The following is a 13,965-nucleotide window of genomic DNA, read 5'->3' as shown; positions in this document are numbered from 1 at the left end:
CTATCACCCTGTGCCAAAAAACGACCTTTCAAATCAATCAATGTTCAAGTGAAAGTGTTTTGAACGAGCATGGTGTCAGGTTTTCCAAGGTCTACAGGGTTGAACCTGACGTTCACGAATTCAGCTTGAGAGAAGGCCAGAGGATGGAACCTACGACAATGATTACCAAGACAGCCAGAATGGCCAAGTCATGCTCCTTGGCGGCAACCTTTACCCTGCTAAGCGCCTGCGCTGGCAATGATTCCCCCTCGAATGTGGAGGCACCCGGCAAACCCACTACTCCGTCTACCCGAACCCTGGAGGCCGGTGCAGCCCTGCTCCAATCTCGTGCGCCTGTTGATGCATTGAACGCCTATCTGGACGGTTTTCACTTCTATAACGGCCATCCTGATGTGCAGATGGAAGCGCATCACTACTGCGCGGTTCTCAATGAAGAGGTGATTCAATGCGTGATCTACGACGGCAATCGCAAGGATGCAAAGTTGATGGGCGTGGAATACATCATCAGCGAGCAGTTATTCAACACACTGCCTGAACCTGAAAAGGCGCTTTGGCACAGCCACGTACATGAAGTGAAATCAGGGCAACTTATCGCGCCGGGAATCCCCGAAGTGGCCGAGCACGCCTTGATGGAAAAACTGGTACATACCTACGGTAAGACCTGGCATACCTGGCATACCGATCTCCACAAACGCCTGCCGCTGGGTGTGCCGCAACTGATGATGGGGTTTACCACCGATGGCCAGGCCAACCCTCGGATGGTCGCCGAGCGAGATCAGCGAATGGGTATCGACAGCACCGAAAAGAAGAAGACTCGCATCGATATAGTTGCGCCACCCATCGCACCTGGTGCGGACGCATGGCAACAGGGCACCGTTATTCAGATCACCGATCCGACTATGATGAGGTAAATCAGCATGTCTTACGACTTCCAAGGTATTGCCAGTGTGATTACTGCTTCGCGCCATTTGGGAACACCCTCAGATGAACGCTTGAATGACTCAGTAAACATCCAAATGAGCAGCAGTGGAAAACCGACCATTGCGCGCTTGGACTTCGATACCCCGCTGGATTGGCCGGGCAATCCTAACTTTCTCGCGGTCAATTTACCCGATGGCTCCTCCTTGAGTGGCGTCATCATCGATATGGAGCGGCCCACGAATGCGCCCGGGTGGGTCACTTTTACAGTAGATGATTGAAGTGTGATAAGCGCCGGGGCTCACCCATCGAATTGTCGGACACTTTTTTGAATTTTCTTTGACGTCAAATATCTGTAATTCATGAGCATAGGGAGGCCTCATGAAACATAACACTCTATTTACCATCGAGTATCAGCTTCACGGTGAACCAAAGTCCTTCATCGTGCGCGCATCGCAAATGAACAATGCAGAGGCTTGGCATTGGGCCGCTTGCGATGCAGGTGTCGCCTTCATACCCAAATTTGGCCAGCACACACTCAAGCGTGTTTCCAAGCCGATGGCGGAAAAATATGGCATCACGCAGGTACGCTGGAGCGCCGCGACGCAGGTGCAATGGGCGGAGGGTCTCGCATGATGAACAGCCAGACGCCCGGCCAAGTATCACGCCCCTGACTCAGGGGCTTTTGAAGGTCCCCCGGGGGCGATGCCGCCTTGATCGACGTCCGCCTCCCAGGGGCGGTTGACCGTCGGGGCGCACCTTTTGCCCGGCATGCCCCAAGGTGTAGGGTTTGGATGGTTCGCTCATGACGCCTCCTCACGCCCTGCCCGACTTTTTCTACCAGGCCGGCGACTTCACGGCCTAGGGCCAGCGGGAGTTTGTCCTGCTTGACCTCCGGGTATTGGCCCTCGAGAATCTTGTAGTGATCTCATCGAAAAACTCTGTCGCTTATGGCGTTAGTCTGGATCTATTCAGAAGGAATGACGGAAATTTTTCCGTTGCGCTCAAGGATCGCAAATTTAATCTGATTGATCTCCACGATGCCTTGAGCGGATCGGGCGGCTTCAAGAATATCGCTTTCATCCAACCGCGCACGCTTGAGGCGCTCATGGAGCACATTGCCATGCTCGACGACTATCGTCGGGCCGCCATCAAGCAGGCGGGAAAACCAGCGTGAACGCTGTTTGACCAGTGAGAAACCAATGTCTATTGCAATCAGCGTTGCGATCACCAGCACCGCATTGGTCAGCGAGAAGTCGTCGCCCAGCAACGCCTGCTGGGTCGCCTCGCCAATGACCATCAACAGCACCAGGTCGAAAGTGGTCAGCTCCGCAAGCGAACGCCGGCCGGCGATCTTGAACAGGATCATCAACACCAAGTAGATAGCAGCTGCCCGTAACACCGAATCCATGATGCCCCCTAGGGATAGATGAACTGTGAGAAACCCAATGAGGCGCCGGTTGGCAGCGAGACGCGCGTCGTAAAACTGCCCACACCATCGCTGTGCACCGTCAGGTGCACGATCGCCTGCCCTGCGTCGTCGCTGAGCACCCACAGCCTTACGCCCTCGCCTGCGGCACTCGCCTTGAGTGGCTGCGGTTGAAGCATTTCAATTTCAAAGCCGCGCAACAATTCGCCGTTGATTTCGACTTCAACCGGCTCGCGGGGTTTGCCCTGGAGATGGACGATCAACTCATCGGAAGAGCCATTGCGCAGGAACCGCTGGTACTCGACGCGCAGTTGCCCATCGGCACTGCGGCTCTCTGCGCTGCTCAGCGGCCCTTTGGAGAAAACCCCTGCCAAGGTGAGCCCGATCAGCGCTACCAGGCCGTACCAGCCCACTCGCTCGAAGCACCAGACCTTGCGTTGCAAGACCATGTCTTCATCGACGGGGTAATTGCGGCTGTGCAGGTCCCGATGAATAGGCTCCTTCATACGGCCCCTTGATCAACCCTTACTGTGTTCTGGAGAGGACGGGCCTTTGGTGACGCCGCGCGGACCCGCAATCGCCCAAATAGCCACCCCTACAAACGGTAATACCACGACCAACGCCGTCCAACCCGCCTTGCTGCCCGTGCTGTTATCGCTACGCCAGACGCTGTTGAGGACCCATAAGTCCAGCAACAGCAGAATGACCATCAGGCCAATCCAAAAATAGGTCACTTGCATGACGCACCTCCCGGTCACTGGTTATAAGTGGTTAGGTTTGAGGGGCGCCGATGAGGTTCAGATTTTTTGAAATGGCTAAGCGTCGATCTAAAAAGGCGATAATTCAGGCCCGGTTGAATCGCTGAATTAATCGATATTTCAGAATACTCTGAAGAGCGGACGAGAATTCGACGGAACGCAGAAACAAAAAAACCCGCCAGAAGGCAGGTTTTTCAAGGCTTCCAAGGAACTCAACGGCTTCCAGTGGAATGTAAAATGGTGCCCGAACCCGGAATCGAACCGGGACGCCCTTACGAGCGGGGGATTTTAAGTCCCATGCGTCTACCAGTTTCGCCATTCGGGCGGTAGCGCGGTGTTGCAGGGTTGGGAATATATAGACCCTGGCGCTTGGACGCAAGGTCGAAGCGTACCTTTATGGTGCTCATTCCAAGCTGAAAAAGCTCGGCAGATCAGTGAGCTACGCAGTAAACCGGTACTGCAACAAGCCGGTTGGCTGAGCGCCCCAAGCCGACGCCACGGGCTGAATGCAGCCCTTTTTTCCAGGATCAGCTAAGTTGAAGACTTTGGCGATACCAAAACCCATGATCAAACAGGAATGATCGCAATGCGCACCTTTTCAATTCAACATATAGATCATGTTGTTTTACGCGTGAAGGACATCTCGCGCAGCCTGGCGTTTTACACCTCGGTACTGGGCTGTGAGGTCAAAAAGCGCCGTGATGACCTCGGCATGATCCACCTCAGTGCCGGCACGTCCCTGATTGACCTGGTCGATGTGAACGGGTCGATCGGTCGTGAGGGTGGGGAGCCGGCGGGCAAGCAAAGGCATAACGTCGATCACGTTTGCCTCAGGGTTGAGCCTTTTGATGAGTCCGCCATTCTCAGCCACTTGGCTGAGGCGGGTGTGTTTGCGGAAAAGGCGCAGCAGCGCTACGGCGCAGACGGGACTGGCTGGTCGATTTATTTCAATGACCCGGATGATAACCGGATCGAGTTGAAAGGCCCTGCCATTTAGTCTGGCTGCATAGAGGACGGCGAACGATACCTTTATCGTGCGCCATCAATAGCCCTCAACGCATTAGTCAAAAGCGCCGTTAAGCACTTCGTAGATGATCCCGGAAGCAATAGCCACGAGGATCAGATCCGTGCCTGCCTGCTGCCATTCGTAGCCGTCGTAATGAGGCAGCCTGCCGAGTAATCGGCCGTCCAGCTTTTTCGCAATCCCTGGAGGCAGCGGCTTTCCTCGGGCGAGGTTCTTTTGTATGCCAGGGGGCAGTGGTGGGCCAGGTCGCCAATAATCACGGTAGCCACCGAGCACGCCCAGCACGCTGCCTCGATCAACGCTTGGACCATAGTGCGAATCGCCGCCTTTGCCCTTCTTGCCCTGCCCGCCTTGGCTGTTGCCGTTGCCATGCCCTTGCCCCTTCCCGTTACCAGGATCAGCCAACGCCGTCGCCGAGCCCGCGACCAGCGCAATGCAGGTGATGACGACTACCAACGAGCGAGATTTGAACATGATCATTCACTCCAGAAGGGACTGCCCTTTTGAATATAGATCGAATTGCCGAAATCAGTAGCGCTCGCCCATTACGGACGGCTCAAATGCGGCCCGCTCAACTTTATAAAAACGATTCTCTTGCGAACGCCCTGCGAAGGTTTTTATTGAGGTATGCGAAAGCTGCCCGCCGATTTTCTCCATCGCCCGCTGCGAGCGAATATTGTCGGCGCCGACGTGGAACCATACGGTATCGACCCACTGAAAGGCGTGCTTGAGCATCAGTTGTTTAAGCTCGCCATTGGCCCCGCCGCCCCATTTTTCACGCGCCAGAAACGTGTACCCGATCGCCACCTCACGCAGCGGCTCGCTGAAGTCGTAGTAACGAGAGCTGCCCACTACCCTGTTGCGCTCAGAATCGATCACCACCAGTACGCTGGGGGATGCCAGCGCCTGCTCGAACCATTCGCGAAACACCGGTTCCTGGTAGCGCGTGGGGCTGGGGTGCTGGGCCCAGATCAACGGGTCGCAGGCGACGCCATACAGGGCCTCGAAATCCCCGGCTTCCAGCGGGCGCAGCTCAAGTAACGAGCCCTTGATGGAGGGCGGGATGGGTAGCGATTGCATCACTGTTCTCCAGGCGCTGACGGTGCCAGATCATCGCGCATGGGATAGGGCACTCGCAAGCACATGGGCAGCGCACTACCGCTCAGTCGACCAGTTCGCCCTTACGCGCCAACGCCCACGGCGCAATCAACCGTTGCGGCGTCTGGCAGGTTTTACGCTTGAACACAAAGTTGCGGCACTTCTCGGCAAATTGCTGGCGGTTGCGCACCATGTCCAACGCCATCTGGGCCAACTCGTTTTGGCGGCAGCGTTCCATTGGCTCAAGGTCGATATTGGCTTTGCGCGTGCGTTGCGCGGCGTATTTTTCATCGCTCAGCGCGCCTTGGGCCGCTTGCAGCAACCAGGCACTGAACTCATTTGGGCAACGTGGGCCAATGTCCTGCACCATGCCCCACTGCTGTGCCTGAATGGCGCTGATCGGCAGGCATTCTTCGGTGAGCTTATGGGCAATCTCGCTGCCCACCGCACGCGGCAGGCTGTAGGTCCAGTATTCGGAGCCATACAGCCCCATGCTCTTGTAATGCGGGTTAAGCACCACACCGGCGCGCGCGAAAACAATATCGGCCGCCAGGGCTAGCATTACACCGCCGGCGCCGGCACTGCCGGTCAGGCCACTGACCACCAGTTGCCGGGCGGTCAGCAGTTCCTGGCACACATCATCGATCGCCTGGATATTTGCCCAAGCCTCCAGCCCCGGCACGGGGGCGGCCTGGATGACGTTGAGGTGCACGCCATTGGAAAAGCTGCCGCGCCCGCCCTTGATCAGCAGCACCTGGGTGCTGCGCGCCTTGGCCCAACGCAGTGCAGCGACCAGCCGCTGGCACTGTTCGGTGCTCATGGCGCCGTTGTAGCACTCGAAGGTCAACTCGCCGACGTGGCCGCACTCTCGATAGCGAATCGGTTGATAGGCCTGTTCATTGAAGGCTTGATGGGCGATTGAGCTGTCCAGCACGGGCACCCCCGCCAGGCGCCCGGCCAACACGTGACGGGCCGGCAACTTGAAGGTCTCCTCGCCTGGCTGGGCCTTGCGTTTGAGCGAGCCGACCCACACGCTCTGATCACCGGCCGCGACCAATACTGCATCATCCTGTACCGCGAGCATTTCACCCGGCAAGCCCCGGCGTGCATCCAGGTGCGCGTCGTACACGTAATACTGCTCGCCGTGAATACTGGCCAACACACCCGGCTGGCCGTCGGCGGCGTCGATGCTGCGTTTGATGAAGCGCGCGCAGTCGTGCCAGCTGAAGGCACGGTCTACCTGCTTCATGTTCGGCTGCAAGCGCCCGATAACGTTGAGCTGCGTGTAGTCCAGCGGCGTAGGGAACACACCACGGGTGAATTTTTCCACCACGTCGCGAATACAGGTGATCGCAGCATCACTCACCAGGCCGTTGTACAACTCGGACTTGCGCACCTCGGCGGGCATCTCGAACTCACAGGTCGACCACACCGGCCCCGCGTCCATCTCCTCCACCGCCTGCAGCGCGGTGACGCCCCAGCGGCGCGCCTGCTGGGTGATGGCCCAATCCAGCGCGCTGGCGCCACGGTCACCGACAATACCCGGATGAATGATCACCACCGGGCGATCGAGGTTGCTCCACAGCTGCTGCGGCACGCGGTCCTTGAGGAACGGGCAAATTACCAGGTCGGCGTCGGATGCCTCGATTTGCCGGCACACCGAGGCTTCATCGGTGAACAGCACCACGCTGGGGTCAAACCCCGACTGGCGCAAATCCAGCCAGGCCCGTTGGGTCAGACCGTTGAATGCAGAGGACAACAAGATGATCTTCAATGATCGCATGGCAGACTCTTCCTTGAGGTGCACGGCCACAGGCTCGCATTGAGCCGTCCCTGGCCTTTGATGGAAGCACAAGGTTAAAAGGCTTGCCAGGCGGGGCACCTGATCGAGATCAATGTTCGGTCAGCCAGGGAGAATTGCGTCGCAAGAACCGGAGTTTCAGTGACTTGGCGCCCGCCTACACTGGCGCAAATGCACAGTGACCGAGGCTTTCATGACTCACCTTGCCGCCCCCCTGGAACGCCTGGATTGGCACACCATCGGCCTGACACTCGACCGCGAAGGTTTCATCGTGCTGCCCGGCATGTTCGCGCTTGAGGTCCCAGGCTTGTTCACCCACCTTCTGAACGGCTTTTATCCGCCATTGGCTCAGGTTTCCAACCAGTGGAACGACATCCTGCAGCTGCCCTACCGCTTCCCGCCCCAACTCACCGACCTTCACGCGCAGTGCCGCGCCGTCGGCCAACAGCACGCACTGCCCCAACTGACATGCCTGCGCAAAGACGAGCAGCAGGCGCTGAGGCAGGACGCCGAGGGCGAGCACGTATTTCCGTTTCAACTGGTCGGCGTGCTGTCGGCTCCCGGTGAGGATTTCACCGGCGGTGAATTTATCCTCACCGAGCAACGGCCCCGAATGCAATCGCGGCCGATGGTGGTGCCGTTGCAGCGCGGTGATCTGGCAATAATCACGACTGCCTACCGCCCGTTCAAGGGCAGCAAGGGTAACTACCGGGTGAATATGAAACACGCGATCAGCAGGGTCCGAAGCGGCGAACGACACGGTTTTTTGCTCAGTTTTCACTTATGTCCTGGGGCTGCGCATGACTAGCGAGCGCATGTGGCGGCTATTGGGCAGTGATGGCCAAGCCTACTCAAGCGCCGAACCGGGCACATTGGCTGGTCATCGACGCGGCAAACGCTACGGCCTGCTGGATTGCCGCGCGGCGCTGCACGCCATCGCCCATGGCGGCTATGTGCAGCACCGGGTGTTTTTCCTCAATCAATCCAGCGCCATCGCAGCGGGCTATCGCCCTTGCGCCGTGTGCATGCCGGCCGAGTATCGCCAATGGAAACTTCAGCAGCCTTTATCAACACTCACCTGGATAACCTCGATTGGCCAACGATCGAAGCGGCCCTGAGGAACGACGGCTACGCGCTGCTGCCGAGACTCTTGACGCGGCAAACCTGTCAGCAACTGGCAGCGCTCTATGCTGATCAAAGCCACTTTCGCAGCCGCATCGTCATGCAGCGCTACGCCTTCGGGCGAGGTGAATACCAGTACTTTCGCTACCCGCTGCCGGCACTCGTCGACAACCTGCGCGCGCATCTTTACGCGCACCTCGCACCGGTCGCCAACCGCTGGCATGCGGCGCTGAAGATGAGTCAACGCTTCCCCGACACTCATGTAAAATTCAAGGCAATCTGTCACCGGGCCGGCCAATGCAGGCCCACGCCGCTGATGCTGCGCTATCGGCAAGATGACTACACCTGCCTGCATCAGGATTTGTATGGCGAGCAGGTGTTTCCGTTTCAGGTGGTGTTCCTGCTCGACCAGCCAGGCCTGGACTTCGAAGGGGGTGAGTTCGTCCTCACGCACACCGGTTCCAGCAAACCCACGCGGGCTGAGGTGGTGCCTCTTGAACAAGGCCAAGCGCTGATCTTTGCCGTCAACAGCCGCCCGGCACGTTCCGCGCGTGGTTTTTGCGCAGTCAGCGTGCGTCACGGCGTGAGCCGTCTGCATCGCGGAGAGCGCCACACGCTGGGCATCATCTTTCACGATGCCAAATGAATGCGGTCATCGAGTCGCAATTCTGCTTTTATGTGTGGGGCTTGCTCGCGAATGCGGTGTGTCAGACACGTAAACACTGACTGATCCACCGCATTCGCGAGCAAGCCCGCTCCCACACGATGGGTGCAGCCCTTGGATTTGGCGCCTATAACTGCTGTAGTGAAAAAACCACCTGACGGAGCATCACTATGAACCCGACGAAAACCGCACTGGTCCTGATTGAATTCCAAAACGACTTCACCACTGCGGGTGGCGTGTTTCACGACGCAGTCAAAGGCGTCATGCACAGCACCGACATGCTGGCAAACACTGCAACCACCGTTGAACAAGCCCGAAAACTCGGTGTGAAGATCATCCATATGCCGATCCAGTTCGCCGACGGCTACCCCGAACTGACGCACCGCTCCTACGGCATTCTCAAGGGTGTGGCAGACGGCAGCGCCTTTCGGGCCGGCAGCTGGGGCGCCGAAATCAGCGAGGCACTGAGCCGTGAGCCGGCTGACATCCTGATCGAGGGCAAACGCGGCCTGGATGCGTTTGCCACCACCGGCCTGGATTTGGTGCTGCGCAACAACGGCATCCAGAACCTGGTCGTCGCAGGCTTTTTGACCAATTGCTGCGTTGAAGGCACGGTTCGTTCGGGTTATGAGAAAGGCTACGACGTGGTGACGTTGACCGACTGCACCGCCACCTTCAGCAATGAGCAACAACACGCCGCCGAGCACTTCACCTTGCCGATGTTCTCGCAAACGCTGAAACACACCCAGTTTCTACAAGCGTTGAACGCCCAATAAAAACAACGGCGACTCATCACTGAGTCGCCGCCTGCTTGCGGGCCTGCCTCACTCGTCAGGCACGTACTGCATCTCGCCGTTGCCAAACGACCAATCCTCGCGTTTCACATCCACCAGGTTGATCCACACATCTTCTTTGCGCAGCCCGGTCTTGGCGTGGATGCCCTCGGCGATAAATTTATAAAAAGCCTTTTTCACCGCGATGCTACGCCCGGCGCTCCAGGTCACCTGGATAAACACGATGTTCGGCGTGTAGGTAATCCCCAGATAACCCGCTGCCGGATACACCAACTCATCCTTGGCGTGACGATTGATGATCTGGAATTTGTCGTGCTCAGGCACATTGGCCACGCTGGTCATGGCGGCGTAGACCACGTCACCAATCGCAGCGGCGGTTTCAGTGGAGGTGTCGGCGGCCAGGTCGATTCGAACTAAAGGCATGGGAAATTCCTCGGCAGGTCAGTGGCCGGTGCTCAAACGTGGCCATTGGCACTACGCTAGCTCGAACGACAAAATACATCAAGCGCATATTGTTATATTTAATTATGCGTATTTAGCATTTTAAATGCTCGCCAGCACAAAGTCGTAATAAGCACGCCTGTGCACCGCAAGCGCATGCATTCAGCTGTGCCGCACCACACTGTCTTGCAGGGCCACACGCCCGACGTCGACAAAGTTCGAGGCCGAATGCGGGTCGGCATGCCCGAAGGAAATGCCGAACATCAGCTTCAACTCCTCACTCACCCCCAGCACTTCGCGCACGGTTTCGGCATACATGCCCAACAGCGTCTGGGGAATCCCGCCCAGGCCGCGCGCCTGCAGCGACAGCAGGAAAGTCTGCGCGTACATACCGATATCCCCCGCCGAACGCACGTAATCGCTGATCTTGGGCATGAACAGTAAGGCCACATGGGGCGCATCGAAAAAAGTCAGGTTGTGGCGCAAGCAAGCCGCACGGGCGGCGTGGTCTTCACGGCCAATATCAATCGCCTCGTAGCGTGCGCGACCACTGGCCTGCGCACGCTCGGCAAACACGCCAGTGTAGGCCGCCATATCGAACTCAAAATCCGGGGTGAAATGTTGCCGATCATCGGCTGCCAGCAATGCGCTGGAGAGGCGCTCACGGGTCGCGCCGCTCACCACGTGTACCTGCCATGGCTGGGTGTTGCAGTTTGACGGGCTGTGCTGGGCATCAAGCAGTACACGGTTGAGTTGATGCTCGCTCAAGGGCGTCGGCAAAAACTGCCGGGTTACGCGGCGGCTGCGAGCGATATCTTGGAAAATCTCTGGCACCTTCATCGAAGCTCTCCTGGAAAAGATGCTAGCTTATTCATCACTTTGACCAGGATAAATGCACCTATGATTGTCACATTCACAACTAATAGTGATGGCTGATGGACAAGTTTCGCGCCATGCAGGTGTTTGTCACCGCCACCGATGCCGGCTCCTTCGCCGCAGCTGCCAACCTGCTTGAGCTGTCGCCGCAAATGATCGCGCGCTACATCGAGCACCTCGAACAGCACCTGCAAGTGCGCCTGCTCAACCGCACCACCCGGCGCCAGCAACTCACCGAATTCGGCCGCGCATACTACGCCCGCTGCGTGCGCGTGCTAGCCGACGTCGAAGCCGCCGACGCCCTGGCCCTGGAAACCCATGCCCAACCCATGGGCGCACTGAAGATCAGCGCAGCGCAGAACTTTGGTGCGCAAAGCCTGATGCCGGTGATCAATCAATTCCTGGCCGAGCACCCGTTGGTGGAGATCGACCTTGACCTCACAGATCGCTACGTCGACCTGATCGCCGAAGGCGTCGAAGCTGCGTTTCGCATCGGTGAGCCAGGTGTGGCCGACAGCACCAGCCTGGTGGTGCGTCCATTGCGCCCCTATCAACTGCTGGTGTGCGCCTCGCCGGCTTATTTGCAGGCCCACGGCACACCGGGGCACCCCAGTGATTTATCCAGTCACGCGTGCCTGGGCTATGTGTTCACCGACCGGGTGATGGACAAGGAATGGGCATTTACCCGCCACGGCAAAACCTATCCGGTGTCGGTCGCCAGCCGTTTGCGGGTCAACAGTGCCGATGCCCAGCTCAAGGCCGCCATCGCCGGTTTCGGCATGGTGATGGCCGCCCTCGACCTGCTTGCCCCGGCGCTGGCCAGTGGGCAACTGGTGCGGGTGTTGCCCAACTATGATGGGCCGTCCAAGCCCATGAGCCTGATCTATCCGGCAGACCGCCAACGCACGGCAAAGCTGCGGCATTTTATCGATCAGGCCATGAACGCCTTCGGGGCCTAAAGCATCGGCGACAGGCTGACCACCCGTAGCGCCAGCCCCTCATACGCGTCCAACGTGATGGTGAACTCACCCTCAGCAGTCAGATCGCCCTCAACCCGCTCGTTAATAATGTCCACCACCGGCCCCGGCGCAATGTCGGGCAGGTGCAGGGTTTCGGTCAGCGCCGTACTGCCGAAGTTAAGCGCGGTGATTTGCGTGCCCTTCCCGGCCGGCAACTCGTGAACCATGATCAGCAGCCCCGGATGCTCCACATCCGGCACCAGAATCTGGCGGCTGGCGGCGATGCCATAAGCGTTGCGCACCGCGAGAATTTTCTGCAGCTGTGACGCGAACGAGTCCGGGTCCTGCAACTGGCTGTTGAGGCTGCCGTAGAGGGTTTTCGCCCTTGGCATCTGGCCGGCGGACAGTTCGGCGTCCGGGTTCAACTCCACCAGGTCATAGGCACCGCGATGAATCCAGCGGGTGTCGCCATCGCCCATCAAGTGCGCCACCGCATCGGCCGCCAACGGCAACGCGCCGACCAGGTCCCAGCCAGACAGGGCAAACACCCCAGGCTGCATGGCGTTGTACATCACCAGCAGCACATGGATCCGGCGAATCTGCTCGATATCGGCCGGCGTGATCGCCTCCAGGTCACGGATGCCCAGGGCCGCCGTGATAATGCTGGCGGTGGTGCAAGAAACCCCATTGGTGACGAACTTGAGGTTATACGGCGCATGCTCGCCGGCCAGCCGCTCGTACATCTGCTCGCGGATATGCTCGCGCAGGCTGTTGCCGGGGAAGGTCTGGCCCTGGTAGAGGTAACTGTCGTGGGCGTGCAGGGTCCAGAAGTGCACCAGCTCCAGGGTCAGTTCATCGTGGTTTTGCAGCGCATGAATCAGGGAACCGGGGTCGATGCCCTGGCTGTGCATCTCGCGCAACATCAGGCGCAAAAATTCGGTGTCGCCCATCAGCAAGGCATGCTGATACGCCGGGCGCGTGATGAAGTCGTAGGACAGGTCGGCACCGCCGTGGGACATGGCGGCGATATCGTCGACGGTGAGGTTCAACTCCTGAAAACTGAAGCCGCCCGCCTTGCGAATCGCCCCGCCGAGCAGTTGGTTGCCGGTGATCGACAACGGGTGGCTTTCCGACCAGGCAGTGCCGTCCAGCTTGCGTTCCACGCCGAGGAAGCCGTTGGCGTCCAGACGCAGGATCTTGGCGCCCATCACATCAATGGCATGCAGGGCGTCGCCGATGATCATCTGCTGCGCGGCAAACGAAGGGTCCAGCCAGTTCAGCGACGGCTGGCCTTCCTTGAAGTAATGCAGGTACACCCAGCGGCGCGGTTTGGCGTCCACGCCAACGACCACCGGGGTTGCACTCCAGTCGGTTTCCTTGACGCCGGGCTCGAAGAAGATCACCCGCTGCAACTGGCCGACGATGTAATGCTTGTCGCGCAGCGCATCCACCTGCGCGGGGCTGAGGTTCTGCGCATCACGCCCTTCGGCCACATCGGGCAGCAAGGGCCAGTCTTCCTCGCGGATCTCGACCATGTGGTAGAGCCCCGGATAATCCTCATACGCCATCTCGGCCAGGCGGAAGTCCGCGCCCTTGCCGGTGTGGGATGGGATCACATCATCGATGATCACCGCATTGTGCGCGGCGGCCATACGCGTCAGGGCCTGCAACTGCGCCTCGGTGCCCAGCTGTGGGTCAATCTCGAAGCTGATGCGGTCAAAATTGCCATCGATGGTCGGCGTATGCCGCGTACCGTCCAGGCCGCCGGACTTTTTCAGCGGGCCGTTGTGAATGCCCTGAATGCCGATCTTCGACAACGCCTGCCACAGGCTTTCGTCGCCCAAGGCTTCGAGCACTGTGCCGTTTTCACGGGTCACAATCGAGGCCGGGTACGCGGTGAACCACACGGACGACAACGCTGAGGCATCACGCGGCCGGGTCTGGGCATACGGCTGCTGCCACAAGCGCCCTTGCCCGCTATAGAGCCTGGCCCGCTGACGCGCCGCGTTGAGCATGGATTGTTGCACCAGCCAGTTCACATGATCGTTGTCCGCCGCCGTCATAAGCCTGTTTCCTCTTGC

General features: G+C 58.9%; 18 protein-coding genes and 1 tRNA gene. 9 read left to right on the top strand and 10 right to left on the bottom strand.

Going from position 1 to position 13,965, the window contains the following annotated elements; translation table 11 throughout:
• Positions 1–158 precede the first annotated feature (158 nt).
• From QF043_RS12860 to QF043_RS12850, 3 genes are all read left to right on the top strand, one after another.
• Complete coding sequence (locus QF043_RS12860; RefSeq protein ID WP_307418762.1) at positions 159–911, top strand: OBAP family protein; 753 nt, start codon at positions 159–161, stop codon at positions 909–911.
• A 6-nt stretch (positions 912–917) separates the two neighbouring features.
• On the top strand, positions 918–1,199 hold the full coding sequence (locus QF043_RS12855) for a hypothetical protein (protein WP_307418761.1): 282 nt from the start codon (positions 918–920) through the stop codon (positions 1,197–1,199).
• A 100-nt stretch (positions 1,200–1,299) separates the two neighbouring features.
• Complete coding sequence (locus tag QF043_RS12850; RefSeq protein WP_307418760.1) at positions 1,300–1,554, top strand: DUF6555 family protein; 255 nt, start codon at positions 1,300–1,302, stop codon at positions 1,552–1,554.
• 331 nt (positions 1,555–1,885) lie between these two features.
• Here the strand turns inward: QF043_RS12850 and QF043_RS12845 are convergent, their stop codons facing one another.
• The 4 genes from QF043_RS12845 to QF043_RS12830 form a co-directional block, all read right to left on the bottom strand.
• Positions 1,886–2,329 (bottom strand): DUF421 domain-containing protein, encoded by a 444-nt coding sequence (locus QF043_RS12845; protein ID WP_065946802.1) that lies wholly within the window; start codon positions 2,327–2,329, stop codon positions 1,886–1,888.
• A gap of 8 nt (positions 2,330–2,337) precedes the next feature.
• Positions 2,338–2,853 carry a hypothetical protein gene (locus QF043_RS12840; RefSeq protein ID WP_307418759.1) on the bottom strand — a complete coding sequence of 172 codons (516 nt, stop codon included), beginning with the start codon at positions 2,851–2,853 and terminating at the stop codon, positions 2,338–2,340.
• A 12-nt stretch (positions 2,854–2,865) separates the two neighbouring features.
• Positions 2,866–3,087, bottom strand: a complete 222-nt coding sequence (locus tag QF043_RS12835; protein WP_307418758.1) for a PLD nuclease N-terminal domain-containing protein — start codon at positions 3,085–3,087, stop codon at positions 2,866–2,868.
• Between the two features lie 256 nt (positions 3,088–3,343).
• Positions 3,344–3,430, bottom strand: a tRNA-Leu gene (locus QF043_RS12830).
• Between the two features lie 261 nt (positions 3,431–3,691).
• Between QF043_RS12830 and QF043_RS12825 the strand changes: the two genes are divergently transcribed.
• The gene (locus QF043_RS12825) at positions 3,692–4,102 is read left to right on the top strand and encodes a VOC family protein (RefSeq protein WP_307418757.1); all 411 of its coding nucleotides are present in this window, start codon (positions 3,692–3,694) and stop codon (positions 4,100–4,102) included.
• Positions 4,103–4,165: 63 nt separating this feature from the next.
• Here QF043_RS12825 and QF043_RS12820 read toward each other — a convergent pair whose 3' ends face one another.
• From QF043_RS12820 to QF043_RS12810, 3 genes are all read right to left on the bottom strand, one after another.
• Positions 4,166–4,603: an anti-virulence regulator CigR family protein gene (locus QF043_RS12820; RefSeq protein ID WP_307418756.1), complete on the bottom strand. Its 438-nt coding sequence runs from the start codon at positions 4,601–4,603 to the stop codon at positions 4,166–4,168.
• 54 nt (positions 4,604–4,657) lie between these two features.
• Entirely contained in the window at positions 4,658–5,209 is a 552-nt protein-coding gene (locus QF043_RS12815) for a GNAT family N-acetyltransferase (protein ID WP_307418755.1), read from the bottom strand.
• An 82-nt stretch (positions 5,210–5,291) separates the two neighbouring features.
• Positions 5,292–7,010: a hydrogenase maturation protein gene (locus QF043_RS12810; protein ID WP_307418754.1), complete on the bottom strand. Its 1,719-nt coding sequence runs from the start codon at positions 7,008–7,010 to the stop codon at positions 5,292–5,294.
• A 211-nt stretch (positions 7,011–7,221) separates the two neighbouring features.
• On the opposite strand from QF043_RS12810, the gene QF043_RS12805 reads away from it, so the two are divergent.
• The 4 genes from QF043_RS12805 (at position 7,222) to QF043_RS12790 (ending at position 9,590) form a co-directional block, all read left to right on the top strand.
• Entirely contained in the window at positions 7,222–7,836 is a 615-nt protein-coding gene (locus tag QF043_RS12805; RefSeq protein ID WP_307418753.1) for a 2OG-Fe(II) oxygenase, read from the top strand.
• The gene (locus QF043_RS12800; protein ID WP_307418751.1) at positions 7,829–8,146 is read left to right on the top strand and encodes a metal-binding protein; all 318 of its coding nucleotides are present in this window, start codon (positions 7,829–7,831) and stop codon (positions 8,144–8,146) included. Before QF043_RS12805 ends, QF043_RS12800 begins: the two co-directional genes overlap by 8 nt.
• Entirely contained in the window at positions 8,074–8,796 is a 723-nt protein-coding gene (locus tag QF043_RS12795; protein WP_307418750.1) for a 2OG-Fe(II) oxygenase, read from the top strand. The genes QF043_RS12800 and QF043_RS12795 overlap by 73 nt, the downstream gene beginning before the upstream one ends.
• Before the next feature lie 188 nt (positions 8,797–8,984).
• Positions 8,985–9,590: a cysteine hydrolase family protein gene (locus tag QF043_RS12790; RefSeq protein ID WP_307418749.1), complete on the top strand. Its 606-nt coding sequence runs from the start codon at positions 8,985–8,987 to the stop codon at positions 9,588–9,590.
• Between the two features lie 48 nt (positions 9,591–9,638).
• Here the strand turns inward: QF043_RS12790 and QF043_RS12785 are convergent, their stop codons facing one another.
• Both QF043_RS12785 and QF043_RS12780 read right to left on the bottom strand, forming a co-directional pair.
• Positions 9,639–10,031, bottom strand: coding sequence for a tautomerase family protein (locus tag QF043_RS12785; protein WP_305453618.1), 393 nt, complete (start codon positions 10,029–10,031; stop codon positions 9,639–9,641).
• Positions 10,032–10,211: 180 nt separating this feature from the next.
• Positions 10,212–10,889, bottom strand: a complete 678-nt coding sequence (locus QF043_RS12780) for a nitroreductase (RefSeq protein ID WP_307418748.1) — start codon at positions 10,887–10,889, stop codon at positions 10,212–10,214.
• A 95-nt stretch (positions 10,890–10,984) separates the two neighbouring features.
• Between QF043_RS12780 and QF043_RS12775 the strand changes: the two genes are divergently transcribed.
• Positions 10,985–11,884 (top strand): LysR family transcriptional regulator, encoded by a 900-nt coding sequence (locus QF043_RS12775; protein WP_307418747.1) that lies wholly within the window; start codon positions 10,985–10,987, stop codon positions 11,882–11,884.
• Here QF043_RS12775 and treS read toward each other — a convergent pair.
• Positions 11,881–13,947 carry a maltose alpha-D-glucosyltransferase gene (gene treS, locus QF043_RS12770; protein ID WP_307418746.1) on the bottom strand — a complete coding sequence of 689 codons (2,067 nt, stop codon included), beginning with the start codon at positions 13,945–13,947 and terminating at the stop codon, positions 11,881–11,883. The two genes, QF043_RS12775 and treS, sit on opposite strands and share 4 nt — an antisense overlap.
• Positions 13,948–13,965: the final 18 nt, after the last annotated feature.

It is taken from the genome of Pseudomonas sp. W3I7, from assembly GCF_030816095.1.
Classification (GTDB): Bacteria; Pseudomonadota; Gammaproteobacteria; order Pseudomonadales; family Pseudomonadaceae; genus Aquipseudomonas; species Aquipseudomonas salomonii.
Note: the sequence above shows the minus strand (reverse complement) of the source record. Positions and strands in the feature narration are given on the sequence as shown.

Coding starts and splice junctions, on each gene's coding strand:
- QF043_RS12860 (WP_307418762.1), top strand. CDS start 159: ATGATTACCAAGACAGCCAGAATGGCCAAGTCATGCTCCTTGGCGGCA.
- QF043_RS12855 (WP_307418761.1), top strand. CDS start 918: ATGTCTTACGACTTCCAAGGTATTGCCAGTGTGATTACTGCTTCGCGC.
- QF043_RS12850 (WP_307418760.1), top strand. CDS start 1,300: ATGAAACATAACACTCTATTTACCATCGAGTATCAGCTTCACGGTGAA.
- QF043_RS12845 (WP_065946802.1), bottom strand. CDS start 2,329: ATGGATTCGGTGTTACGGGCAGCTGCTATCTACTTGGTGTTGATGATC.
- QF043_RS12840 (WP_307418759.1), bottom strand. CDS start 2,853: ATGAAGGAGCCTATTCATCGGGACCTGCACAGCCGCAATTACCCCGTC.
- QF043_RS12835 (WP_307418758.1), bottom strand. CDS start 3,087: ATGCAAGTGACCTATTTTTGGATTGGCCTGATGGTCATTCTGCTGTTG.
- QF043_RS12825 (WP_307418757.1), top strand. CDS start 3,692: ATGCGCACCTTTTCAATTCAACATATAGATCATGTTGTTTTACGCGTG.
- QF043_RS12820 (WP_307418756.1), bottom strand. CDS start 4,603: ATGTTCAAATCTCGCTCGTTGGTAGTCGTCATCACCTGCATTGCGCTG.
- QF043_RS12815 (WP_307418755.1), bottom strand. CDS start 5,209: ATGCAATCGCTACCCATCCCGCCCTCCATCAAGGGCTCGTTACTTGAG.
- QF043_RS12810 (WP_307418754.1), bottom strand. CDS start 7,010: ATGCGATCATTGAAGATCATCTTGTTGTCCTCTGCATTCAACGGTCTG.
- QF043_RS12805 (WP_307418753.1), top strand. CDS start 7,222: ATGACTCACCTTGCCGCCCCCCTGGAACGCCTGGATTGGCACACCATC.
- QF043_RS12800 (WP_307418751.1), top strand. CDS start 7,829: ATGACTAGCGAGCGCATGTGGCGGCTATTGGGCAGTGATGGCCAAGCC.
- QF043_RS12795 (WP_307418750.1), top strand. CDS start 8,074: ATGGAAACTTCAGCAGCCTTTATCAACACTCACCTGGATAACCTCGAT.
- QF043_RS12790 (WP_307418749.1), top strand. CDS start 8,985: ATGAACCCGACGAAAACCGCACTGGTCCTGATTGAATTCCAAAACGAC.
- QF043_RS12785 (WP_305453618.1), bottom strand. CDS start 10,031: ATGCCTTTAGTTCGAATCGACCTGGCCGCCGACACCTCCACTGAAACC.
- QF043_RS12780 (WP_307418748.1), bottom strand. CDS start 10,889: ATGAAGGTGCCAGAGATTTTCCAAGATATCGCTCGCAGCCGCCGCGTA.
- QF043_RS12775 (WP_307418747.1), top strand. CDS start 10,985: ATGGACAAGTTTCGCGCCATGCAGGTGTTTGTCACCGCCACCGATGCC.
- treS (WP_307418746.1), bottom strand. CDS start 13,947: ATGACGGCGGCGGACAACGATCATGTGAACTGGCTGGTGCAACAATCC.